Here is a 22,944-nt window from a genome sequence, read left to right as displayed (position 1 = left end):
TTGGCCTGCAAATGCAGGGTGTACATGTCTTCCGATAGCGCGCCTGTCGAGTGGATGTCACCTCGTCCGCCGGGTCACGTATAAACACCCTGCACTTGCCGGCACAAGGGTCCCCTGTGTTGACGACTATATTAACGGCAACGGCAGTCGATTTCCCATGACTGAGTATCTTTACACGTACGGGGTGACAGACGACGGGTCGTTCGAGTTGGACCTCCCGGCCGTCGAGGACGCGACGTCGGTGTACACCGTCGACTACCGACGCTACTCGGCCATCGTGAGCGACATCGACACGATGGAACCCGAGCAGACCGACGAGAACGCCCGACTCCACGACGACGTCCTCCAGGCGCTCATCGAAGACCGAACCGTCGTCCCGATGCGCTTCGGGATGACGTTCAAGAACGCCCGCGCGCTGAAAAGCGTCCTTCGCGGTGGACAGCGCGCCTTCCGTCGGGCGTTGATGAACGTCGACGGCAAAGTCGAACTCGGGGTCAAACTCGTCACCGAGGAGGGCGTCGACGTCGACCGCGAGGCGGTGCGCGACGACGTGAGAGAGCGCCTCGGCGAGGTGAGCAACGACCGCGCCGAGAACGACCTGTTCAGCGACCGTCTCGTCGTCAACGATTCCTATCTCGTCGCCCACGAGGACCGCGAGGCGTTCGACGAGGTGATGGGTGACGTGACGGAGGCGTACGAGGGGCAACTGAAAGTACAGTACACGGGGCCGTGGGCCCCGTACAACTTCGTCGACATCGAGATCGGTGCCCAGGGAGCCCAGTGATGTTTATACTCGATACACTCCTGGTGAAGCCGCTTATGACCATCGCGGACACGCTGCACACGATGGCGGTGAACGAGGTGTACGACGTGGGCGCGATTCAGGACCAACTGAAGGAGACGCGATTGCTGTACGAACTCGGCGAACTGGACAGAGAGACGTACGAAACGCGGAGCGAGGAGCTCCGAGACGACCTCGAACTGGCCGAAGAGATGCAACAAAAACTGCTCAGCGGTAACGTACAGGTGGCACAGACGTGACCGACGACCGACCGACCGACCGACGCGACGACGAGCCCGACGACGAACCGGTCGACTGGCCGCCCCGCGGACTTCTCGGGCGCGTCCAGTCGTTTCTGGAAGCGCTCGCTGAGACTGACGACCGCGGCGAGAACCGTAGCATCGGAACCGGCAGCACGCGCTTCGGGTCGGCCGACGCCGACTTCGACTACTCGATCAGAACGGGGCTGTCCGGCCGACCGAACGCGGAGCCGGAGCGGTCCGACCGCACACGTCGCGTGCAGGTAGACGACTCGTTTGACGCGTCGAACCTCCACCTCGACAGCCGCGTCGACGGCGACTCCTACTACGTGCTCGCCGACGTTCCCGGCGTCTCAGAGGAGCGCGTCGAGACGACGTTGAGCGACGACGGCGAGACGCTGGTCGTGAGCGTCGACGACCGACCGGTCGGCCGGGTGACGTTCGACCAGCCGATGACGCTCGTGGAGACGACGTTCCGGAACCACGTGCTCCACGCGCAACTCGAACTGGCGGAGATGGAGGAAAACACATGAGTACCGACGCGGAGACCGGATCCGATCCGATGGACGCACTGGACGGCGTCGACGACCTCTACGACACCGCCGTCGAGATTCTCGGCCGCCTCTCGGACGACGGCGACGGCGAAGCGACCGCGGGCGAGCAGCTCGCGACCGACCTCGACCTACTGGTCGATGTCGCCGTCGAAGCGGCCGAACTCCTCTCGACGGTCGACCTCTCGACGCTCCTCGATAACACCGACGTAGACCGACTGCCGGAGGCAATCTCGTTCGACGAACTCCCGGAGGCGCTCGCGGACGGAAACCCGAAGGCGGCGGTGAACGTCGCAAAACTCGTCCAACTGGTCAACCTGAGTTCGCTTCTGACCGAGACGGATCTCCAGCGCACCCGCGAGGAGTACGCCGAACTGGAGGAAGCCGTCGACGCGTTCACCGACGACGGGATGGTACAGACCGACGACGAAAGCGACGAAAACGACGGCGGTATCGGCGGTTTCGGGGGCGACGGCGACCTCTTCGGCGACTCGCTTCTCGGCTCCGACGAGGAGACGACGATGGCGCAGACGGAGGTGTCGCAGGCGGTCATCCAGTCGGAGCTGAGAGCGGCCATAGAGGAGTTCCGTCGCGGCATCATCGTCGCCCACCAGGAACTCGACCGGATGCGGGAGTACAACGAGAAACGGTTCCGGCAGCGGGCCAGTTCGACCTCGAACTCCCGGAACCCAACCGCTCGGTCGTTCATACCGAGCACCCGTCCCGACGCCGGTGCGACGCGGCACTCGACGGTTCCGAAGCAGGTGCGACACTCCGACGCCGAGGGTCTCGAACGAATCTACGGCCCGCGGTTCGAGAAGGGGGTGCCAGACGATGAGTAGCCCCGGTCCCACGCGGACGAGCGACAGTCTCGCCGACGTAGTCGAGATGTTGCTGGACAAAGGCATCGTCATCAACGCGGACATCGTCGTCTCCGTCGGCGAGACGGAGTTACTCGGAATTGAGCTCCGGGCGGCCATCGCGTCGTTCGAGACGGCCGCCCAGTACGGGCTACAGTTCCCCGAGGGGACCGACATGCGGCGCGTCGAGGCGGCGTCGGGTCGAGAAGCACTCCCGGAGGGCGAAGACGGTCCGCTCGCGCCCATCATCGACGCGTCGAGCACCGACGTGGAGGCAGAGACGACCAAGGAGCACGAAGAGGACGACGAGGATACCGAAACCGAAGCGGACGACTCGTCCGAGACGCCCGAAGCGACCGCCGAGTCGGGGGGTGGCGATGTCGACCGTTGAAATCGACGGCGACGACGCCTCCGACGGCCTGTTCGCGCTGGTCGTCGCCGTCGTCGAGATACTCATCGACGCGCTCGAACGCGAGGCGATACGGCGCATGGAGTCGGGGGCGCTCACCGACGAGGAGATAGAGCGACTCGGCGGCCACCTCGCGCAGCTCGAAGACGAGATCGAGCGCCTGAAAGATGAGGTCGGTGTCGGCGACGACGTGGACCGACTGCGCGGGGACCTCGACGCGCTGGTCAACGACGCGCTGATCGACCTCCGCGACGGCGAACTGGGGGTCGAGTCGCGGTGAGCGCGCCGACCGCCGAACCGGGTACGAACGTCGACGACGGCCGGTACGTCTACTGCGTCGTCGGCGTCAACGAAGACGACGACGAATCCGAGTGGAGAGAGTCGAACGGCGTCGACGGCGCGGAGGCGTACCTCGTCGCGGCCGACGGCGTCGGCGCAGTCGTCCACCGCTGCGAGGCGACGCCGAACCCGAGCGACCTCTCGGCGGTCAAACAGTCGCTGCTCCGCCACCAGCACGTCGTCGACGCGGCGGGCGAGGCGTTCGGAACGCCGCTGCCGCTCCGGTTCGGAACCGTCGTCGAAGGCGGCGACGCGTCGGTCGAACGCTGGCTGGCGGAGACGGTCGAGACGCAGCGACAGTATCTCAACGCGTTCTCGGGCAAGTGGGAGTACCGTATCGAGGTCGGATGGGACGAAGACGCATTGACCGAGACGGTCCAAGCGTCCGACGAGAAACTGGGCGAACTCGCCGAGACGCTGGAGTCCTCCTCGGAGGGAACGTCGTTTCTCGTCCAGAAACAGTACGACAAGCGGCTTTCGGAGCTCGTGTACGCCGAGCGGGAAGAGCGCGTGGCGGCACTCGCCGAGCGGCTCGACCCGCTAGTCGACGAGATGGAGGAGCTCGGCCGCCCGTCGGTGTCGCTCGACGACGCCGGCGACTCCGAGGGCGGTCCCTCGTTTCGGGTCGCCGTCCTCGCGCCCGAAGAGAACGAGATACCCATCGGCGACGTTCTCGACGACGTCGAGGCGGACCCGGCGACGACCGAGGTGCAGTACACCGGCCCGTGGCCGCCGTACACGTTCGCACCGTCGCTCGACGACGAAGAAGGCACCGACGACGGAGACGGGAGAACAACCGACGCTGGCGACGAAGCGAGAACTACCGATGGCGACGCGGAAGCACCCGACGCCGGCAACGCGGGAGGTCGCTCGCGGTGAGACCGACGCGTCGCTCGGACGACGCGGTCGTCGATCTCCTCGACGTGTTGCTCACCGAGGGGGTGATGATACAGGCGGACGTGGTCATCGTCGTCGCGGGCATTCCGCTCGTCGGACTCCAACTGCGCGCAGCGCTGGCCGGGATGGAGACGATGACCGACTACGGACTGTTCAGCGACTGGGACAGTACGGTGCGCGGGCGAGCGCTCCAGCGACCGAACGAATCGCGAGGGGTCCGGCCTAGTTCGGGACGGCGTCCCGAACCGATTACGCCCGGCGGAGACGACGAGACAGGCTCGGATTAAGTGCGTGTGCGCGACTGTTCGCGCGGCGAAACGAACCAGTAACGCGAACAGTTTCGGATATCCGTCCCATTACTAATCCCCTTCGAGCGCGTTCGAAGTCGGTATGAGCGTCGTCGCAACCCTCGAACATCCGACCGAGCAGTTCCCGCTTCAGAGCACGCTCGCCACTGTTCCAGGTCTCGAAATCGAAGCGGAGTCCGTCGCCGCCCACGGAACTGACCGCCTGCTCGCGTTCGTCTGGATGCGCTGTGAGGACTGGGGCGCGCTGGACCAGGCGCTGGCCGCAGACCACACGCTCACCGAAGCGGCGCTACTGAAAAATCAGGGTGAGAAACGGCTCTACCGTCTCGACTGGGCCGAAGGTTTCGAGCCGGTCGCCCGGTTGCTCGACGACGAGGGTGCGACAATTATGAACGCCTCCGCGCGCAACGACGCGTGGACGTTCCGCATCCTCTTTCCACACCGAGACTCGCTCTCGCGGACGCTCAGTATCACCGAAAAAGAAGCGGCTGGATTCTCCGTCCAGCGGATTCGTGAGTTCGAAACTGCCCGAGAAGGGTCGAACGTCGACGACATGTTCGGACTCACCGCCTCACAGCGCGAGGCGCTCCGAGCGGCGCTCGACGGCGGCTACTACCAGGTGCCGCGCGGGGCCGAACTCTCCGAACTCGCCGCCGAACTCGGAATCAGCCATCAGGCGCTCTCGGAACGACTCCGCCGCGCCCACGGTCACCTCGCCGCCTACGCGGCCGAACAGTTCGGCCCGTAACCGGCGGTATACGCCCCGTCCAAATACCCGTCTCGCTCTTCTCCGTGCTCTCGCCGCACGTCGTAATCGCTTTCCGCCGCTCGCGCCTACTGTCGCCTATGACCGACGACGCGCCGTCGGCCGACCAGCAGTGGCGACTCGTCCGCGAGGAGTCCCGGTCGGGACCGATGAACATGGCGCTGGACGAGATCGCCGCCGAAACCGCCGCCGACGGCGGCCCGCGAACGGTTCGCGTCTACCGATGGGAGCCGAGCACGCTCTCGCTCGGCTACCGACAGGAGCCCCAGACGGTCGACTGGGCGCTCTGCGAGCGCGAGGGAATCACCGTCACGCGCCGCCAGACCGGCGGCGGCGGCATCTACCACGACGCGTACGGCGACATCTCCTACTCCATCACCGCCCCCGCGGCGGAACTGCCGAGTCGCCTGCTCGACTGCTATCACCTGCTCTGCACGCCGGTCCTCGACGGCTTCGAGCGGATGGGAGTCGACGCCGACTTCGCCGACGAGCAACTGCCGGCCATCCACCAACCGGCGTGCTACCTGCGGGAACTCCACCCCGCCCACGACGTGGTCGCCGGCGGGCGGAAAATAAGCGGCAATGCGCAGTACCGCCGCCGCGACGCCGTCATCCAGCACGGGTCGCTGACGTACAGCGTCCTCGCCGACCGACATCTCGGCGTGTTCGCCGACCCCGGCATCGACGCGAAGGCGTTCCGAGAGCGCGTCACCGGCATCGACGAGCAAGCCGATATCTCACGGGAAGAGGCGGTTTCGGCGCTCGAAGACGCACTCGGCGAGTGGGTCGAAGCCGAGGAAGGTGAGTGGACCGACGAGGAACTGGACCGCGCACGGACGCGAGCGCGGGAGAAGTACGAGTCCGACGACTGGGTCCGGCGGCGCGCCGAGTCGCGGTAGCCGGGGCGGCGACTCAGAACCCGAACGTCTCCTCCTCGTCGCCGAGTTCCGCCCGAACCGCCTCGTGAATCTCGCCGACCGGCGGCGTGTCGCGCGTCGGGTCCAGCCAGTGTTCGCCGACCCACTTGTACCGAACCGTCATCGACTCGTCGAGGAGAAAACAGGAGCGTCGCGCCTGCCGCGAGATGCCGAACGCGCGGTAGTCGACGCCGAACGCCTCGGCGATGTCGAGGTCGGCGTCGGAGTACAGCGGAAAGCCGAGGTCGAGCCGTTTGATGAACTGCCGGTGGATTCGCACGCCGGATTTGCTCATGCCGACGACCTGCACCCGCTCGCCGGTCGCGAACCAGTCGAAGTCGCGGAACGCGCACCACTCCTCGATGCAGTCGGGGCTGAAATCTACGGTGTAAAACGACAGCAGCACCGGTTTGTCCGCCGCCAGCGCCGAAAGTGACTCCTCCGCGACGTTTCCGTCCGGTCGAACGAGCTGCCCGGTGACGTCCGGGGCGGTCGTACCCACCTCGACGCCTACGTGTTCGGATATACGACAGTCTTCGATCCCGATACGTTAGCTCTTCGCGTCTCGGAGCGCCGCCGCGACTCCGAAGTTCCTATGCCCGTTGGATTCTTCCGCGCTGATATGCGAGTCGGAGCACACGTCTCGATTGCGGGCGGCGTCGACAACGCCGTCGAACGGCAGACGAACGTCGGCGGCAACTGCGGGCAGATATTCACCCACTCCCCGCAGGTGTGGAAACACGGGGAGATAGCCGACGAAGACGCCGCGGCGTTCCGCGAGGGGACGGAAGCCGAGTTGAAGGGTCCGTGGGTCATCCACTCGTCGTATCTCGTCAACCTCTGCACCCCGAAGGACGGTCTCCGCGAGAAATCTATCGACTCGATGCAGAAGGAGGTCGACGCGGCGGCGCGACTCGGCGTCGAGTACGTCAACGTCCACCTCGGCGCGCACACCGGCGCGGGTGTCGAGCAGGGCCTCGAAAACGCCGCGTCGGCGCTCGACAAACTCGACGTTCCCGACGGCGTAACGGTGCTCGTCGAGAGCGACGCCGGCAGCGGCACCAAACTCGGCGGCGACTTCGCGCACCTCGCCGCCGTTATCGAAAAAGCCGACCTGGAAATCGACGTCTGTCTCGACACGGCCCACGCGTTCGCCGCGGGGTACGACCTCTCGACGGCCGAGGGCGTCGACGAGACGGTGGCCGCTTTCGACGACGAAATTGGTCTCGAACACCTGAAGTGCGTCCACCTGAACGACTCGAAACACGAGTGCGGGACGAACAAGGACGAACACGCCCACATCGGCGAGGGGTACATCGGCGAGGAGGGGATGGACGCGTTCGTCAACCACCCGGATCTCGCGGACGTGCCGCTGGTTCTGGAGACGCCGAACGGCGAGGAGAAAGGCTTCGAGTGGAACATCGCGCGCGTGAAGGAACTGCGCGAGAACTGAGCGCCGACTCTGCAACGCCTTTTCGACGCCGAATCCCCCCGTTTATCAGCGACGCTCTCGAACGCCGTGTCATGCGTCGGTTCTCCGCTGAGTATCTCAGTCGAACCCGAGAGGGCATGTGGGGCGGGTCGCGGGAAGCGCTGGCCGACCTCGACCTGCCCAATCGGCGTCGGATTCTCGACGTGGGGTGCGGCACGGGCGAACTCGCCCGCGTCCTCGCCGACGAAGCGCCCGACGCGCAGGTCGTCGGCGTCGACGCCGACCCGAACCTGCTCCGGGTCGCCCGCGAACAGACCGGTATCTCAGCCGTCGCCGGCGACGCGACGCGACTTCCCGTCGTCGACGACGCCGCTGACCTCGTCGTCTGTCAAGCCTTACTGAGTAACCTCCCCGACCCGCGCGCGGCCGTCTCCGAGTTCGCCCGTGCCTCCTCAGACCTCGTCGCGGCCGCCGAACCCGACAACGCCTCGGTCGGGGTCGACTCGACGGTCGACCGTGAAGTGACGCTCGAACGCAGCGTCCGCGAGGCGTATCTCGACGGCGTGGGGACGGACGTGGCGCTCGGCGACCGGGTCTCGGAACTGTTCGCCGACGCGGGCCTCTCCGATATTCGGACCCGCCGCCACCACCAGCGGAAAGTCGTCGAACCGCCGTACGATGATGGCGACGTGCAGAGCGCGCGACTGAAAGCGACCGGCGAGGGACTCGACGGCTACGAGACGGAACTCCGGCGGACGCTCTCGGCGGCGGAGTTCGACGCCCTCCGCGCCGAGTGGCGCGAGATGGGCCGGTCGGTGGTCGACCAGATGCAGGAAGGGACGTACCGACGCGCGGAAGTGGTCCCGTTCGACGTGACCGTCGGACGGGTGTAACCGAAGCGAGGGCGGTCAGGTCACTCGTCGGCAGCCGGTCCGGTGACCGAGTCGTCTTCTTCGCCGCCGTTTTCTCCTTCACCACCTTCTCCACCCTCGCCGCCCTCTCCGCCTTCTTCGTCATCTCCCTCGCCGCCCGGCGTCGAACACCCCGCCAGACCGACTGCGGTTGCGACGCTCGCGGCGCCGGCGATGCGGACGAACCGTCGTCTCGACGTGCGGTCTCGACTCATCGAGCGAACGGTCACCGTCGAGGAAAATAGAAGGTCGGACTGTCAGCGGTTCCGAACGGTTCGAACCACTCAGACCACGTCGCCGCGGACGGTCGTTCCCGTCTGCTCGGCGCGGTACTCGCGCATCCGCGTCGCCGCAGTCTGGGCCTCGTCGTCGTCCATGCCGAGCATCTCCAGTGCGCCCGAGAGCGTCGGGAACGGCAATTCGCCGCCGCGGAGTTTTTCGAGCGTCTCGTCGCCGCGCTGACCGTCCAGCCAGAGGCAGACGCCGCGGGGGTCGAGAATTTCCTCGTAGGCGTCGCGGGCGACCGCCCCGCGGAGGCGCTGGGTGACGTTGTCGTCGAAACTCGCGTTGCAGACTTCGAGGTGGATCGGTTCGCCGTCGTCCAGCAGGTGGGCCGCGAGACACTTCTCGGGGGCGGCGTAGCCGTTGTCATTGGCGCGGACGTGTTCGGGGAACTGCTCGGCCCAGTCGGTGGAGACGCTCTTGCCGATGCCCTTCACGCCGAATCGGGCCTCGAGTTCGGCCGCCCGGTCCGCGTCGGCGTCGCCGCGCATCATGATGTCCTTCGTGAGGTAGACGTCGAGGCGGTCGATGGGGTCAAGTCCGAGCGCCACGTCGCCGTACACCCAGATCTCGCGGACGGGGACGGGCATCGTCTCCGACTCCACCGTATCGACGAGCGCTTCGACGCGGTCGAGGGCTTCCTGTCGCTCCATCGCCGGAACGTCGGCGCGCCGCGGGGAAAACGGTTTCCGACTCCGCGGCCGACTACTCGTCGAGTTCGACCGTCGAGTTGTCGCGCGGTCGGTAGCCGATACGGTGCCGCGTCTCGGTCAGCGAGAGGTAGCGGTCGTCGTTCGCCGAGACCCCATGGACGGTCACCGCTTCGCCGCCGCTGTCGCCGAGACCGTCGTCTTCGAGCGCCGCCGTCGCTGCGGTGCGGACGACCTGCCGACAGTCGCGCGGGCTGAGCCACATCGCGCGGAGAAACCGAGAGTCGACGTCGGGGCCGGTGTCTTTTTCGCGGAGGTCCTCCGGCGGAAGTAGCCAGCCGATTCGGAGGTTGACGACGTCGACATCGTGGCGAGCGGCGTACAACTGCCCCAACGCCTCGCCGGAGACTTTCGAGACGCCGTAGAAGGAGTCCGGCAGCGTCGGGTCGTCGGGCCGGACGGTCCGCACGGGGTCTGCCAGCGACTCCGGATTGTCGGGGGCGTCGACGTTGTACTGGTGGACGGCGTGGTTCGAGGACGCGAAGACGACCCGGTCGAGGTCGTTCTCGACGGCCGCCTCGTAGGCGTTCTGTGTCCCCTCGATGTTCGTGTAGAAGACGCTCTCCCAGTCGGCGGTCGGCGAGGGGTTCGCCGCAAGGTGGACGAGTACGTCCTGTCCCGACAGCACCTCCGAAAACGCCTCGGCGTCGGTCACGTCGAGGACGACGCTGTCGATGTCGTCGTGTTCGCGGTGGGTGATGGGCGTCACCTCGTGGTCGGTGTCCTCGAACGCGCGCAGCGCCTCTCTGCCGACGTTTCCCGCCGCACCGGTGATCGCGATTTTCGTCATACGAGGTGTACAGGAATCAGCGCAAAATAGCTCGGGCCGTACTATCGAGGCTTTCTGCTCTCGGAGCGCTCACTCTTCACGACGGACGTAGAGCGTCTTCGACACCTCGACGTACACCTCACCGTCGGCGTCGAACAACTGCAGTCGGTACTCGCGGTCGGTCGACTCGCCGGGGTCGAGCGTCTCGTAAATCGCGTCGACTTCCTCGTCGGAAAGGCGGAAGTCGGCGTACAGCGTCCGGTCGCCCGGTTTCTTGAACTTGATTTCCGCGGCGCGGTCCCAGACGGTGAAGTCGTCGCCGAGGCGGCGGTTCAGCATGATGACGTACACCGGGTCGACGGCGGCGTACATGCTGCCGCCGAACAACGTCCCGTAAACGTTCTTCGTCCGCCACGTCAGCGGGAGCTCGACCTGCACGCGACTCCAGTCGGCGGCAATGTAGCGAACTCTGCCGCCGGTGCTTCGATACGTCGGGTGGAGGTTGAACCCGAGGCGCGCGAGACGGGTTCGGAGCGATTCGCTCATGCGCGTTCGTCGCAGAGTCGCGGGAAGTTAGTTCGGATGTGGGTTTGGTATCGTCGTCGGGTTAGATAACGACGCTCAACGCATCGCGTCGACATAGTCGTCGAACGCCGAGACGGCGCGCTCGAAGGTCGGCTTACTCGTTACGTCACATCCGAGCCGAACGAACGACTCGACCGCACTGTACCGTCCGGTCGACCGAAGGAACTCGCGATACTCCGTCGTGTCGAACTCGCCTTCGGTGAGCTTTCGGTGGACGACGAGCGCACCCGTTGCTCCAAGGACGTACTGGTAGTTGCTGTAGAGTTCACGGGTTCCTCGCCCGAGCCAGTCGCGGCCACTGCGGTCGCCGTACTCGACTACGGGTCGAAACTCCGACTGCAAGTCGGCCCACGTCTCTCGGGCACGATTGGCGGCCACGTCCTCGCCCGATTCGACTTTCGTCGAAAGGTGGTGGACGAACACGGAGGACATCGTTGCGCCGTAGAGATTACCGCCGAGACACTCCAGTAACCGGTTTCGTGCGGCCGCCGCGAGTGCGCCTCCCGCATCGATGAAGCGGTCAGCGAGGAGAAGTTCGTGTAGAAGCGACGGAACCTCCTCGACCGGGCGCGGGCACGTCGCGTAGCGCACCGGCCCGTCTCTGTGATGGTCGACGTGCATCGCGTGCCCAAGTTCGTGGCAGACGAAAAACGCCGTTCGAACGTCTTCTTGGAAATTTGCGAGTATGTACGCGCCGTCGCTTGCCGACGACGGACAGTACGCGGGGATGTCCGTCCGCTTGTTCTCGGTCGGGAACACGTCGATTCGGCGGTCGTCGAAGAACGCGCGCACTTGCTCGACGTAGTCAGGTCCGAGCGGTTCGAGCGCGGCGAGAACGTGACTTTGGAGTTCGTCGTATTCGACCGTGGGTGTCTCGCATTCTGCTACGGAGACCTGCAGATCCCACGGACAGAGCGTCTCGACGCCGAGTCGTCGCTTCCGGAGTTCTTGCACCCGGTGGTACGGTTCGAGATTGTCACGGACGCCGTCGAGCATCGCCTCGTGGACTTCACTGGAAAGCGCGGACTTCAGGCCGGATTCGGGATAACACCGCTGTCTGAAGTCGCGGTCTCTGATGGAGTCGTAGCCGCGGACCTCGACTACAGACGCCGCGGAACGGAGTTTCTCGACGTACGCGCGAGCCAACGTGTGCTCGAACCGGTCCAACTCCTCGTGGTATGCCTCGTACACCCGCTTTCGATACTCTCGGTCGTCGCGGGACAGTTCCGTCCGGACGTTACCCGGCCGCACGGACACGCATTCTTCGTCGAGTCGTTCGACGGTCGGCGGGTCGAAATCACCCGTCAGAATGGATCGAATGATGCGGGTCGGTGCGGTTCGAGGACTTTCGAACGCTTCGACCGCTCGCTCGATTTCGTCGGAGCGCGCGTACGACGCCTGTTCGCGGAGATTTTCGGCGTACCGGCGGTACTGGTCCTCTTCGAGGTCGACAACGAGCGCTTCGAAGTGCGCGTCATCGATTTGTCGAAGTCGTCGCCGGATCGCGGCGACCGCCGTATCGAACGCTGACGCTACCTGCCGATACCGAGTGAGACGGTCGTTCGCGGCCTCGCCGTCGGTATCCACGTTTCGTACGAGTGTCGCGTAGAGTTCGAGCCGCTGTTTTCGGCGGTAGCACTCCTCGGTTGCTTCGAGTAGTGTTTTGAGGTCTGTTGTCGTTCTAAGCGGTTTTTCGGCGTAACTCTGCAGCTCTCGAAGATCCGATTGGAGCGTCTCGTACGCTACTTCCCATTCGGTAGGGGTCTGGAAGATACTGGTGAGGTCGAATCGGTGTTGAGGGCTAATGTCGTCGCGTGCTGGCAAACTCATAATGTATTTGATTGCATCGGAATCCGAGTGCGGGCGCTACCGGGCGAAAGCGAGTAATGGGCTGACTGCGGAGCGTCCCTCGGTGGCGGAGTGGCGGCCGGTCAGACGTGGTGGAGAAAGGTCTCCATTCTCACTTCGAGCGTCACGGAGGCATCGAATGAGTATTTCGGTGGTCTGTGAGTCCGTCTCACGCTCGACCACGACGCCTTCGACAGTCCTCACAGAGACGAAACGGTCATACGCGCGAGACGGCAACACTCACGAAAATGGAGTGCGACAAGTGCGACCGCGACGCCGTCATGGTCGCGGACTACTCTGGGGCGCATCTCTGCGAGAACCACTTCTGCGCCTCGGTCGACAAACGCGTCCGGCGACGCGTCCGCGAGGATAGCCTCGTCCCCCGCGACGCCAGCCCCGACGACCCCGACACGTGGGTCATCGGGCTCTCGGGGGGCAAAGACAGTGTCGTGCTCACCCACATCTTAGAGGACACGTTCGGGCGGGACCCCCGAATCGAACTCGTCGCGCTCTCCATCCACGAGGGTATCGAAGGCTACCGCGACAAGAGCCTCGACGCCTGCGTCGAACTCTGCGAGGAGCTCTCGCTCCGCCACGAGGTCGTCTCCTACGAGGAGGAACTCGGCGTCCGGATGGACGACGTGGTGGAGAAAGACCCCGAGAACATGGCCCCCTGCGCGTACTGCGGCGTCTTCCGACGCGACCTGCTCGAACAGTACGCAGAGAAACTGGGCGCGGACAAACTGTTTACCGGCCACAACCTCGACGACGAGGCGCAGACGGCGCTGATGAACTTCCTCGAAGGCGACGTGACGCAGGTGGCGAAGCACTTCGACGCGAGCATCGGCGATTTCGAGAAGCGCGCTCTCTCGGAGAACTTCGTCCCTCGCGCGAAACCGCTGCGCGACGTACCGGAGAAGGAAGTCGCGCTGTACGCGCACCTCAAAGACCTCCCGGCGCACATCACCGAGTGCCCGCACGCGAGCGAAGCTTACCGGGGGGAAATCCAGCAGTTGCTGCTCAAACTCGAGGAGAACCACCCCGGCACGCGTCACTCCATTATGGCCGGCTACGAGGAACTCGCGCGGATGGCCGCCGAGCAGTACCGCGGCGACGGCGACGAGGACGTCGAACTCAACGAGTGCGAGCGCTGTGGGTCGAAGACGGGCGGCACCGTCTGCCGGAAATGTAAACTCGTCGAGGCTGTTCAGGCGGTCTGACACCGCTCGATACGGCGTCCATCGGTGCTCGAGTCGCGTCTTCGCCTTCGCGAAGCGTCGCTCGCGACGTGGATGCGAGTGTCTAAGAAACCGAGTACGGTCGAAGTCGCCAGGCCGTTAGCGGATAACGTCGAGGCCGTTGTTGCGTTCGACCTCGTCTCGTCCGCCGTCGGACTGCCACGAGCCGTTCGAGTTCGCGCTCGTCCGGCGCTGGCGGTTCTGGCTCGTCTCGAACTCCGAGCTCCCGTCGAGGCTGGCGCGTGAGCGGTCGGCCTGCTTCTGGGTCGTCGGGCCGAGCACCTGCGCGCTCTGGACGCCGGTCATGATGGCCATGACGCGGACTTTCCCCTTGTACTCCTCCTGGATGCGCGCGCCCCAGATGACGTTGGCGCTAGCTTCGAGGCGTTCGGTGATGTTGTCGGCGATGCCCTCGGCCTCCTTGAGCGTGAGGTCCGGGCCGCCGGTGATGTGGACGAGCCCGCCGGACGCCCCGCGGTAGTCCACGTCGAGAAGCGGGTGGTTCATCGCGTCGCGAACCACCTCTTCCGTCTTGTTTTTGTCCTGCGTCTCCCCGACGAGCATCACCGCGACTCCGCCCTGGTTCATGATTGTCGACATGTCAGCGTAGTCGAGGTTGATGAGCGACGGCTGGGTGATGGTCTCCGAGATACCCTTCACCGTCTCGGCGATGATCTGGTCCATCACCGAGAACGCCTTCCCAATCGGGAGGTTCGGGACGTAGTCGAGCAGGCGGTTGTTGTCGAGGACGATGATGGAGTCCGCCTCGTTGCGGAGTTTCTCCAGTCCCTCCTCGGCTTTCACCGTGCGGGCGCGCTCGACGTTGAACGGCGTCGAGACCATGCCAACGACGATGGCGCCCTGTTCTTTGGCGATCTTCGCGACGACGGGTGCCGCACCGGTACCGGTGCCGCCGCCCATCCCCGCGGTGACGAACACGAGGTCGGCGTTGCCGAGGACCTCTTTGATGGTTCCCTGCGCCATCTCAGTAGCTCGCTCGCCCATCGAGGGGTCGCCGCCGGCCCCCAATCCCTGCGTCAGCGACTTGCCGACGAGGATCTTCGTGTCGGCCTCGATCATCTTCAGGTGTTGTTTGTCAGTGTTGATAGCGACGGTGTCGGCGCCCTCGACTCCGATGTTGTAGAGGCGGTTGATGGTGTTGTTGCCAGCACCACCGCAGCCGACGATGACGATGCGGGGTTCTCCGAAATCGTCGTCGTCGGATTGCGCCTCCATGTCACGCTGCTCGGCCTCGGCGTTTTCGAGTGCGTCTTGTACGATATCTTGCATCGATTACACCTTCGCCCAGCTGCGCTTGGTTCGCTCGTGGCGTTTTGCGTCGCGTTCTTCTGCCTGCTCGTTGAGCATCTCGCGGACGGCCGAACGGATGGCTTCGCTGCGGTTCGGGAACTCTCCCGTCTCCACCATCTGTTCGACCTCCTCGATCTGCTGCTTCGGAATTCGTAGTGTCACACGCTCCATATTTGCATTCCCCCGGTAAGACGGTCGGGCACACGCCCGACTCCGTCTTACGCCCCGGAACCGCACGAAAGGGGCGACTTGCCCCTCGCTGACTCCGGGACGTAAGACGACCGTCTTACGCGAACGTAAGCACAGAGCGATAGGATATAAATGTAACGGCGACTGTAAGACACAGCTGTGAAACTGCGTTTGCGCGGGTATAGCGGCGCGCTACCGGCGTTCGAGCACGTCCGCCGCCGGCGTCCGTCGGCCGCAGCCCGGACAGAACGCCCAGTCGGAGCGCACTTCGTCGCCGCAGTCGCAGAACAGCCGACGGGACGCTTTCTCGCCGCAGTTGGGGCAGTACATCTGCTCGTCGGACAGCTCCTCGCCGCACTGGTTGCACGACTTTTCGTCGGTCGCCTCCGACTCGGCGACGGTTGTATTACGCGACTGCGAACCGTCGTCACTCGAGCCGTCGAGACTGATGTTTACGTTGACGTCCTGGGGGCGACGGCTCCCGATTTCGCGGAGCTGTTCGTCGACAAGTTCGTCCACGCGCTCGCGGACGAGTCGGTCGACCGTTTCCTTGCTTAAGTTGGGCGTCGCCTCCGACCACCCGTCGTCACGTTCCGACGCGTCGAGGTACGCACGAAGCGCCTCGCGCATGACCTCGCTCTTTGAGGCGTCTAACGCCTCCAGCCGCTCGACGAGGTCGTCGTCCGCGCGGAACGTCACTTTACTCATCTTCGTTGAGAGGATTTATGCCACACTATTTCAATCTTGCCCAATCTCCGTCATTCGTTCACGCACCACGTGCTGAACAGTAATCGTTATACGCGAGAGTGCGGTACGAGAGGGCACCGCTCTTAGCTCAGCCTGGCAGAGCAGCCGACTGTAGATCGGCTTGCCCCCCGTTCAAATCGGGGAGAGCGGACTTTTCCTGCGAACAAATTGAGCAGTGAAAGCTCTCATCCGATTCGAGCGTTCGGAACTCGGGTTCAACTGTCCGACTTGCGCGCACCCTTGAACTGAGTGACGTGCGTAAACGTCACCAACCCGAGTCCGCCGACGAAGTTTCCGAGCGTGACGGTGGCCGTCATGACGGCGAACGATGCGACTCCGATGTCGGCGCCGAAGAGAACGCCGAAGAAGACGTGTAACATGGTGACGACGACGTGGTCGAAGGGACCGAGCGCCAACAAGAACCCGACGATGTACGCGACGGTGATACGGCTTCTGACGCTGTTGACGGCGGCCAAGAGGAACGACAGCAGTGCGACGAGCGCACCGCCCGCGACGCCGTTTGCGAACTCCGTGAACACTCCACGGCGGACGAATTCCACGGCGAACGATCGCAGCGCCTCCGCGGCGTGTGCGGACAGCGCCCCCTCCACAGAGAAGACGAGCGCGAAGAGACCGCCGCCGAGCAGATTGAACATGAAGGTGACGACCCACAGACGAAAGAGCGACGAGAGCATCCACGAGTCCGACTTGACCGCTTTCGCCGTCGGGTCGAAGAAGTTCTCGGTGAAAAGCTCCGTCCGGCCGACGATGAGAAATACGACCGCGATGCCGAACGCGAGCGCGCCAGCGATCTCGGCGAACTCGCCGAGTAGCGGTTCGGCCGCCCCGTGAACGTATCCGAGCGTGACGATGCCGAACACGACCGTGAATCCCGCGATGAAACTCGTCGAAACCAGTTCGAGCAGCGACTGGTCGAGGCGTCGCTCGCCTTCCGCGACCGCTCTCTCGAAAATTTCGGCGGGGTCGGGAGCTACTGACACGTTGGTGTGGTCAGTCGAGAGGATGAAAAGCGTCGGGGCGGCCCCCGAAGGCCGACAGCGCCTGTAGTAGCGAACGAAACAGTTGCATCAGCGCGGACGTCTCGCGGCGTCGGTTCCGGGAATTCCTTCCGACGTGGGGACACTTACAGTCGGACGCGCGTACGATAGAATATGAGACATCGCGAACTCGGCACCACCGGCTACGACGTGACCGAAGTCGGCCTCGGCACGTGGAACATCGGCAGCGACTGGGGTAACGTGAGCGAGGAGGAGGGCCGCGAAGCCGTCCGCACCGCCCTCGATGCGGGCGTAGACTTCATCGACACCGCAGACGTCTACGGCGACAGTGCGAGCGAGAGACGCATCGCGGAGGTACTTGACGAGGAGGACGCCCGCGACGACGTGACCGTCGCGACCAAGGCGGGTCGTCGCCTCGACCCGCACGAAGCCGAGAGGTACACCCGTGAGAACCTCGAACGGTTCGTCGACCGGAGTCGCGAGAACCTCGGCGTCGACTCGCTCGACCTGCTCCAGCTGCACTGTCCGCCGACGGAGGTGTACTACCAACCCGAGGTGTTCGACGCGCTGGAGAACCTGAAGGCGGCCGGGAAGCTCGACCACTACGGCGTCAGCGTCGAGAAAGTTGAAGAGGGACTGAAAGCCATCGAGTACGACGGCGTTGAGACGGTGCAGATAATATTCAACCCGTTCCGCCAGCGCCCCGGCGAGCTGTTCTTCCGGGAAGCCATCCGCCGGGAGGTCGGCGTCATCGTCCGCGTGCCGCTGGCGTCGGGGCTGCTTACGGGGAAGCTCTCCGTCGACGACGAGTTCCCCGAGAACGACCACCGCAACTACAATCGCGACGGCGAGGCGTTCGACGTGGGCGAGACGTTCGCGGGCGTCCCGTTCGAGACGGGCGTCCGCGCCGCCGACGCGCTCGAACCGGCGGTGCCCGACGACGCGACACTCGCGCAGTTCACGCTCCGGTGGATTCTCTCGTTCGACGCCGTGAGCACCGTCATCCCGGGTTCGACCAGCCCCGAGCACATTCGCCAGAACGTCGCCGCCGCGGACCTCCCCGAACCGACGGCCCAGCAGCACGAACTCGTCCACGAAGTGTACGACGAGCACGTCCGCGACCACGTCCACCACCGCTGGTAGTCCGCAAACGGCTTTTCCGGGTTCCGCTCGCCGGCGTCGCGACCCACCCAATGACTATCACCGTCGTCGTTGTACCCAATCAGGTCACGATGTCGGAGAAAACACACAGCGACGCCCCGATTAGAGTTGGTATCGTCGGTCTCGGTTACATCGGAACGACCGTCGGCGGCGAGTTCGCCCACCACCCGCAGGCCCGCGTCACGGCCGTGTGCGACCTCGTCGAGTCCGCACGCGTCGACGCGGGCGAGCAGTTCTCGGTGCCGCCAGAGTCGCGCTACGAACAGTATGAGGAGATGCTCGACGGCGAGAACGTCGATGCGGTTCTCATCGGTACGCCGCACACACTCCACTACGACCAGGTCGTCGCCGCGCTGGAGCGGGGTCTGCACGTGCTCTGCGACAAACCGCTGACGACCGACCTCGAACGGGCGCGGGACCTGTACGAACGCGCGCGCGACGCCGACGAAGTACTGATGGTCGGCTACCAGCGCCACCTCAACCCTGCGTTCGTCGAAGCGCGGGAACTGTGGACCGAGACGGATCGAACGCCGCAGTGGATAACCGCCGAGATTAGCCAGGACTGGGTCGACCGCTTCCGCGGTACGTGGCGCGCGAATCCGGACCTCAGCGGCGGGGGCTACCTCTACGACACCGGCAGCCACATCCTCGACGCCATCCTCTGGACGACGGACCTCACGCCGACGGCCGTCCGCGCGGACATGACGTTCGTCGACGACGAACAGCGCGTCGACGAGCGCGCAGAGCTGTGGATAGAGTTCGAGGAGGGGGCTAACGCCAGCGTCTCGGTGTACGGAAAGACGCCGTGCACCCGCGAACACATCCACATCTGGGACGACGAGGGCGCAGTGTACCTCGACGGGCGCGAGTGGGAGGACCGCGAACTTTCCGAGATCGACGCCGAAAGTACGACGCACACCCCGTATCTCGGGGGCCGGTCGCACCCCAACAAGGCCGAGACGTTCATTCGCTCCATCCGCGAGGGGACCGAACCGCCCGCGACGCCGATGGACGGTCTCCGCGTCACGGCAGTCACCGAGGCGGCGTACGAGTCCGCGCGCAGCGACGGCGACTGGGTGAGCATCGACCTGTAACTGTCGCGGCCGCTCGAATCCGAATCTCTCACCGAAAACGGATCTCCGCCCGCACGACTCTTCCTCCCGCACCCGAGTCGCCACTACGCCTATCGCCACTACGCCTTTTTGACTCCGAGCCGTACGGTGAGCCATGGCCGACGAACCCGACGAGAACCACGAGACAGACTCGAGTCACGAGAGCGTCATCGAGAGTTCGCGGCAACGAAAGGACGAACGCGCTGACACCGTCGAGGAGATCATGGCCGATGTCGACCGCCACCTCGATGGCCAGAAGTTCCCCGTCCGCGGCGAGGAGATCGCCGAGGAGTACGGCGGCCAGCCCGGCGACATGCCGAACGAGACCGAGTCGCTCGGGAGCGTCTTCGACCGACTCGAACAGGACGAGGAGTACGAGTCGGCCGCGGAGGTCAGAGAGGCAGTGTACGGCGAGCTCACCGGCGAGGCGGGCGGCCAGGAGGAGTACAACACCGAGCGAGAGCTACAGGAGATCGCCGAAGAGGTCACCGACGACGAGTCGAACACGAGCAGGAACTGATTCCTCCGAACGCCAGCGGTCGCGCCGTCCGGCGCGGCGAGCGCGGCCTCGAACGATGGGATTCCGGAAGTCGGTGTCACCCATCCCCACGCTTTTGAGGGCCGCGAAGAAGGTGGCTTCATGGCAACCAGACTCCCGCCCTCCGAGTTCGAGGCGCGTCTCGACAGCATCCGCGGCGCGCTCGCCGATACCGACGCCGACGCCGGCGTCTGGTTCGGCGCGACGAGCATCGAGTATCTCACCGGCTTTCATCACATCCAGACGGAGCGACCCGTCGTCCTCACGGTGACGCCGAACCGCACCGAGATTACCGTACCCCGCCTCGAAGTCGAGCGCGTCGAACCGAACCCCCGAATCGACGCCGTCCACCACTACTTCGACTACCCCGGCGGCGAACCGCTGAAGACGGCCGTCTCGATGCTGCGCGGGATGGGCGTCGACGCCGTCGCCGCCGACAGCGACGGCGCGCCCGGCGTGATGGGCTACCAGGGGCCGAAGCTCTCCGAGTTCCTCGACGTCGAGAGCCAGCGCTGGGTCGACCGGATGCGCTGGGAGAAAACCGACACCGAAGTCGACCTGATTCGCGAGTCGGCGAAGTGGGCGAACCTCGGCCACCGCTACCTCGCCGACTACACCGAAGTCGGCGCGCACCCGGCGACGGTCAGCCAGCGGGCGTCGACGGACGCCTCCCGCGCGATGCTCGACACGCTCGGCGACAGGTACTCGGTTCGGGTCCGCGGCGACGGGCCGGTCCACGCGGGCTACATCAGCGGCACGGAGACGTCGCTTCCGCACGGGCACACGCCGAACGAACGCCTCTCGGAGGGCGACGTGCTCATCACCGGCGCGTCGGCGAACGTCGACGGCTACCACTCCGAACTGGAGCGGACGATGTTCGTCGGCGACCCGACCGACGAGCAGGAGCACTACTTCGAACTCATGCTCGAAGCCCAGACTATCGCCATCGAAGCGCTCGGGCCGGGCGTCTCCATCAGCCACGTCGACCAACTCGTCTGGGACTACTTCGAGGAGCAGGGCGTCACCGAGTACGCCCAGCACCACGTCGGCCACAACATCGGTCTCGGCGGCCACGAACCGCCGTACATCGACCGCGGATGGGACGAGGCGCAGGACGACCCCGCCGACGCCGAAATGGCGCCCGGCCAGGTGTACACCATCGAACCCGGCATCTACACCGAGGAGTTCGGCTACCGCCACTCCGACACTATCGCCGTCACAGAGCGGGGCACTGAGTGGCTGACGTTCTTCCCGCGCGACCTCGAATCGAACGTCATTCGGTAGGCGTACTCGACTCTCCGTCCCCTCTTGCCGTTCTTCCACGTTCTCATACCGACACGTTCAACCCGGTCACCCGGCGAATCAGTGCTTCGAGCGCCACCGGATTCGACAGCGGGTCAGAGCGGTCGACGGTCCAGACGTTGCGCGATTCGACGACCACCACGTCGTCCTCGCCGTTGCCGTCGCCGTCGGTGAGTGCGAGGACGACGCGGCGGACGTGGTCGAGTCTGACGCCGTTCGCGCCGTTCTCTCGGGTCGTACTTTCGAGAACCGCCGACGCCGTGACGCGCGTGAGTTCTACCCCGTTGTCGGCGTTCTCGTTGGCGACGTTGCGCGCCAGCACCGCGCGGTGAACGTCGGTCACGTTGATGCCGTCGGCGCCGTTGTTCCACACGGCGTTGTCGAGCAGCCGGGTCTGCGCCGAACGGTGGAATCGGATACCCTCCGCGCCGTTGTCGAACACGTCGTTGCGCTGGACGAAATTCCGGTCGCCGCCGTAATCGACTTCGATGCCGTCATCGGCGTTGTCGCGCACGACGCTCCCTCGCACGACGTTCCGCGTCGCGTTTCTGAGGACGATGCCGTCGCGTCCGCTGTCGCCGACGGTGTTTCTGACGATGTGGTTCTCGCGAGCGCCGAGTCGAACCAGGATTCCGTCGCGGGCGCTGTCGGTCACCGTGTTGCGGCGAACGAGGTTGTTCGCTGCCTCCCCGCGGAGCAAGATTCCGTCGCTCCCGCTGTCGCTGACGACGTTCTCCACGATTCGGTTATCGTCGGCGGCACCGACCGGGATGCCGTCGTTTCGGTTCCCTGTGACTGTGTTCCCGAACACGGTGTTGTCGTCCGAGCGCGCCACGTCGATGCCGTCGTCGAGGTTGTTGCGTACCGTGTTCCGCCTGACGACGTTGTCGTCCGAATCGCGCAGTTCGATGCCGTCAGCGTTCTCCAACCCTTCGTTCCCGCGGACGAGATTCGCCTCGAGCAGATTGCCGCTGGCGTAGTCGAGATCGATGCCGTCGTCGGCGTTCTCGTCGGCGACGCTGAGGCGGACGACGTTCCCGTCGGAGTCGTTTCGCAGCAGGATGCCGTCGCCGCCGTTCTCGCCGCCGTTACGTCGGAACGCGCCGTTCTCGATGCGGTTTTCGTCCGAATCGTCGAGGACGATACCGTCGTCGACGTTCCCGTCGGCGCGCGTCGAGACGACGGCGACGCCCGTCGTCGACGCGAGGCGAATTCCGTCGTCTGCGTTGTCGACGGCGGCGACGCCGCGGAGCGACCCGTCGTCGACGCCGCGGAACCGGACGCCGGTCTCGAAGCCGGTGATGGTGAGGTTCTCGACGGTGACGTTCGTCGCGCCGTCGGCCAGTATCCCCGTTCCCCGGCCATCAGCCGACAGCGTTCGGCCGTCGCCGACGAGTCGCACGTCGTCGGCGCGTACGGTCAGACACGGGGCGGAACCGTTCGCGTTCAGGTCGTCGCCGAGGACGTACGTTCCGGGGTCCGATATCGTCGTACACGAGGATATCTCAGCCCCGTCTACGGCGGGGCGCTCCGAGGTCTCTGCGGTCACCGCTCCTACACCAACCATCGAAAGAAGCACCGCGACGACGACTGCCCACGTCGTCACTCGGTACGTCCTGTCTCTCACAGACATCTATCTCGTAGACGTATCGGAGCATCCATTGATTAAGATTCACATGTATTAATACGGAATATATTGCCC

Annotated in this window: 28 protein-coding genes and 1 tRNA gene; 18 read left to right on the top strand and 11 right to left on the bottom strand. The window is 65.1% G+C overall.

Annotation, left to right across the window (positions count from 1 at the left end):
* Positions 1-157 precede the first annotated feature (157 nt).
* The 10 genes from LAQ58_RS12210 to LAQ58_RS12165 all read left to right on the top strand — a co-directional run bounded on the left by LAQ58_RS12210 (position 158) and on the right by LAQ58_RS12165 (position 6,070).
* Positions 158-784 carry a GvpL/GvpF family gas vesicle protein gene (locus tag LAQ58_RS12210; protein ID WP_224447734.1) on the top strand — a complete coding sequence of 209 codons (627 nt, stop codon included), beginning with the start codon at positions 158-160 and terminating at the stop codon, positions 782-784.
* Positions 784-1,041, top strand: a complete 258-nt coding sequence (gene gvpG, locus LAQ58_RS12205; RefSeq protein ID WP_224447733.1) for a gas vesicle protein GvpG — start codon at positions 784-786, stop codon at positions 1,039-1,041. The genes LAQ58_RS12210 and gvpG overlap by 1 nt, the downstream gene beginning before the upstream one ends.
* Complete coding sequence (gvpH, locus tag LAQ58_RS12200) at positions 1,038-1,574, top strand: gas vesicle protein GvpH (RefSeq protein ID WP_224447732.1); 537 nt, start codon at positions 1,038-1,040, stop codon at positions 1,572-1,574. The genes gvpG and gvpH overlap by 4 nt, the downstream gene beginning before the upstream one ends.
* Positions 1,571-2,434, top strand: coding sequence for a hypothetical protein (locus LAQ58_RS12195; protein ID WP_224447731.1), 864 nt, complete (start codon positions 1,571-1,573; stop codon positions 2,432-2,434). Before gvpH ends, LAQ58_RS12195 begins: the two co-directional genes overlap by 4 nt.
* Positions 2,427-2,843 carry a gas vesicle protein GvpJ gene (gene gvpJ / locus LAQ58_RS12190; protein WP_224447730.1) on the top strand — a complete coding sequence of 139 codons (417 nt, stop codon included), beginning with the start codon at positions 2,427-2,429 and terminating at the stop codon, positions 2,841-2,843. The genes LAQ58_RS12195 and gvpJ overlap by 8 nt, the downstream gene beginning before the upstream one ends.
* A complete protein-coding gene (locus tag LAQ58_RS12185; RefSeq protein WP_224447729.1) occupies positions 2,830-3,141 on the top strand; it encodes a gas vesicle protein K in 312 nt (103 codons plus the stop codon). Before gvpJ ends, LAQ58_RS12185 begins: the two co-directional genes overlap by 14 nt.
* Complete coding sequence (gvpL, locus tag LAQ58_RS12180; RefSeq protein WP_224447728.1) at positions 3,138-4,079, top strand: gas vesicle protein GvpL; 942 nt, start codon at positions 3,138-3,140, stop codon at positions 4,077-4,079. Before LAQ58_RS12185 ends, gvpL begins: the two co-directional genes overlap by 4 nt.
* Positions 4,076-4,384, top strand: a complete 309-nt coding sequence (gene gvpM / locus LAQ58_RS12175) for a gas vesicle protein GvpM (protein WP_224447727.1) — start codon at positions 4,076-4,078, stop codon at positions 4,382-4,384. The genes gvpL and gvpM overlap by 4 nt, the downstream gene beginning before the upstream one ends.
* Positions 4,385-4,487: 103 nt before the next feature.
* Positions 4,488-5,153, top strand: a complete 666-nt coding sequence (locus LAQ58_RS12170) for a helix-turn-helix domain-containing protein (protein WP_224447726.1) — start codon at positions 4,488-4,490, stop codon at positions 5,151-5,153.
* A gap of 98 nt (positions 5,154-5,251) precedes the next feature.
* Positions 5,252-6,070 (top strand): lipoate--protein ligase family protein, encoded by an 819-nt coding sequence (locus tag LAQ58_RS12165; protein ID WP_224447725.1) that lies wholly within the window; start codon positions 5,252-5,254, stop codon positions 6,068-6,070.
* 13 nt (positions 6,071-6,083) lie between these two features.
* Here LAQ58_RS12165 and LAQ58_RS12160 read toward each other — a convergent pair whose 3' ends face one another.
* Entirely contained in the window at positions 6,084-6,590 is a 507-nt protein-coding gene (locus LAQ58_RS12160) for a redoxin domain-containing protein (protein WP_224447724.1), read from the bottom strand.
* Between the two features lie 120 nt (positions 6,591-6,710).
* Between LAQ58_RS12160 and LAQ58_RS12155 the strand changes: the two genes are divergently transcribed.
* Together LAQ58_RS12155 and LAQ58_RS12150 are read left to right on the top strand one after the other, a co-directional pair.
* A complete protein-coding gene (locus LAQ58_RS12155) occupies positions 6,711-7,541 on the top strand; it encodes a deoxyribonuclease IV (protein ID WP_224447723.1) in 831 nt (276 codons plus the stop codon).
* 71 nt (positions 7,542-7,612) lie between these two features.
* Positions 7,613-8,413 carry a class I SAM-dependent methyltransferase gene (locus LAQ58_RS12150; RefSeq protein ID WP_224447722.1) on the top strand — a complete coding sequence of 267 codons (801 nt, stop codon included), beginning with the start codon at positions 7,613-7,615 and terminating at the stop codon, positions 8,411-8,413.
* 20 nt (positions 8,414-8,433) lie between these two features.
* Here LAQ58_RS12150 and LAQ58_RS12145 read toward each other — a convergent pair whose 3' ends face one another.
* From LAQ58_RS12145 to LAQ58_RS12125, 5 genes are all read right to left on the bottom strand, one after another.
* Complete coding sequence (locus LAQ58_RS12145) at positions 8,434-8,646, bottom strand: hypothetical protein (RefSeq protein WP_224447721.1); 213 nt, start codon at positions 8,644-8,646, stop codon at positions 8,434-8,436.
* Positions 8,647-8,715: 69 nt separating this feature from the next.
* On the bottom strand, positions 8,716-9,366 hold the full coding sequence (locus tag LAQ58_RS12140; RefSeq protein ID WP_224447720.1) for a DUF7095 family protein: 651 nt from the start codon (positions 9,364-9,366) through the stop codon (positions 8,716-8,718).
* A gap of 52 nt (positions 9,367-9,418) precedes the next feature.
* Positions 9,419-10,213 (bottom strand): NAD-dependent epimerase/dehydratase family protein, encoded by a 795-nt coding sequence (locus LAQ58_RS12135; protein ID WP_224447719.1) that lies wholly within the window; start codon positions 10,211-10,213, stop codon positions 9,419-9,421.
* A 69-nt stretch (positions 10,214-10,282) separates the two neighbouring features.
* Complete coding sequence (locus tag LAQ58_RS12130) at positions 10,283-10,738, bottom strand: DUF4442 domain-containing protein (RefSeq protein WP_224447718.1); 456 nt, start codon at positions 10,736-10,738, stop codon at positions 10,283-10,285.
* 75 nt (positions 10,739-10,813) lie between these two features.
* Complete coding sequence (locus LAQ58_RS12125; protein WP_224447717.1) at positions 10,814-12,607, bottom strand: M3 family oligoendopeptidase; 1,794 nt, start codon at positions 12,605-12,607, stop codon at positions 10,814-10,816.
* A gap of 266 nt (positions 12,608-12,873) precedes the next feature.
* Here LAQ58_RS12125 and ncsA point away from each other — a divergent pair, with 266 nt between their 5' ends.
* The gene (gene ncsA / locus LAQ58_RS12120) at positions 12,874-13,845 is read left to right on the top strand and encodes a tRNA 2-thiolation protein NcsA (protein WP_224447716.1); all 972 of its coding nucleotides are present in this window, start codon (positions 12,874-12,876) and stop codon (positions 13,843-13,845) included.
* A 117-nt stretch (positions 13,846-13,962) separates the two neighbouring features.
* On the opposite strand, the gene ftsZ is transcribed toward ncsA, so the two are convergent.
* From ftsZ to LAQ58_RS12105, 3 genes are all read right to left on the bottom strand, one after another.
* Positions 13,963-15,153, bottom strand: a complete 1,191-nt coding sequence (gene ftsZ / locus LAQ58_RS12115) for a cell division protein FtsZ (protein ID WP_224447715.1) — start codon at positions 15,151-15,153, stop codon at positions 13,963-13,965.
* A gap of 3 nt (positions 15,154-15,156) precedes the next feature.
* A complete protein-coding gene (locus LAQ58_RS12110) occupies positions 15,157-15,345 on the bottom strand; it encodes a ribbon-helix-helix domain-containing protein (RefSeq protein WP_224447714.1) in 189 nt (62 codons plus the stop codon).
* A 210-nt stretch (positions 15,346-15,555) separates the two neighbouring features.
* Entirely contained in the window at positions 15,556-16,071 is a 516-nt protein-coding gene (locus tag LAQ58_RS12105) for a zinc-ribbon domain-containing protein (protein WP_224447713.1), read from the bottom strand.
* 116 nt (positions 16,072-16,187) lie between these two features.
* Between LAQ58_RS12105 and LAQ58_RS12100 the strand changes: the two genes are divergently transcribed.
* Positions 16,188-16,261 (top strand) — tRNA-Tyr (locus LAQ58_RS12100).
* A gap of 64 nt (positions 16,262-16,325) precedes the next feature.
* Here the strand turns inward: LAQ58_RS12100 and LAQ58_RS12095 are convergent.
* Positions 16,326-17,111, bottom strand: coding sequence for a formate/nitrite transporter family protein (locus LAQ58_RS12095; protein WP_224447712.1), 786 nt, complete (start codon positions 17,109-17,111; stop codon positions 16,326-16,328).
* Between the two features lie 171 nt (positions 17,112-17,282).
* Between LAQ58_RS12095 and LAQ58_RS12090 the strand changes: the two genes are divergently transcribed.
* The 4 genes from LAQ58_RS12090 (at position 17,283) to LAQ58_RS12075 (ending at position 21,224) form a co-directional block, all read left to right on the top strand.
* Positions 17,283-18,272: an aldo/keto reductase gene (locus LAQ58_RS12090; RefSeq protein ID WP_224447711.1), complete on the top strand. Its 990-nt coding sequence runs from the start codon at positions 17,283-17,285 to the stop codon at positions 18,270-18,272.
* 89 nt (positions 18,273-18,361) lie between these two features.
* Positions 18,362-19,384 carry a Gfo/Idh/MocA family protein gene (locus LAQ58_RS12085; protein WP_224447710.1) on the top strand — a complete coding sequence of 341 codons (1,023 nt, stop codon included), beginning with the start codon at positions 18,362-18,364 and terminating at the stop codon, positions 19,382-19,384.
* A 133-nt stretch (positions 19,385-19,517) separates the two neighbouring features.
* Positions 19,518-19,922 carry a DUF5789 family protein gene (locus tag LAQ58_RS12080; RefSeq protein ID WP_224447709.1) on the top strand — a complete coding sequence of 135 codons (405 nt, stop codon included), beginning with the start codon at positions 19,518-19,520 and terminating at the stop codon, positions 19,920-19,922.
* Positions 19,923-20,042: 120 nt separating this feature from the next.
* A complete protein-coding gene (locus LAQ58_RS12075; protein WP_224447708.1) occupies positions 20,043-21,224 on the top strand; it encodes a M24 family metallopeptidase in 1,182 nt (393 codons plus the stop codon).
* 43 nt (positions 21,225-21,267) lie between these two features.
* On the opposite strand, the gene LAQ58_RS12070 is transcribed toward LAQ58_RS12075, so the two are convergent.
* The gene (locus tag LAQ58_RS12070; RefSeq protein ID WP_224447707.1) at positions 21,268-22,869 is read right to left on the bottom strand and encodes a right-handed parallel beta-helix repeat-containing protein; all 1,602 of its coding nucleotides are present in this window, start codon (positions 22,867-22,869) and stop codon (positions 21,268-21,270) included.
* Positions 22,870-22,944: the final 75 nt, after the last annotated feature.

The sequence above is a fragment of the Haloprofundus salilacus genome (assembly GCF_020150815.1).
Classification (GTDB): domain Archaea; phylum Halobacteriota; class Halobacteria; order Halobacteriales; family Haloferacaceae; genus Haloprofundus; species Haloprofundus salilacus.
Note: the sequence above shows the minus strand (reverse complement) of the source record. Positions and strands in the feature narration are given on the sequence as shown.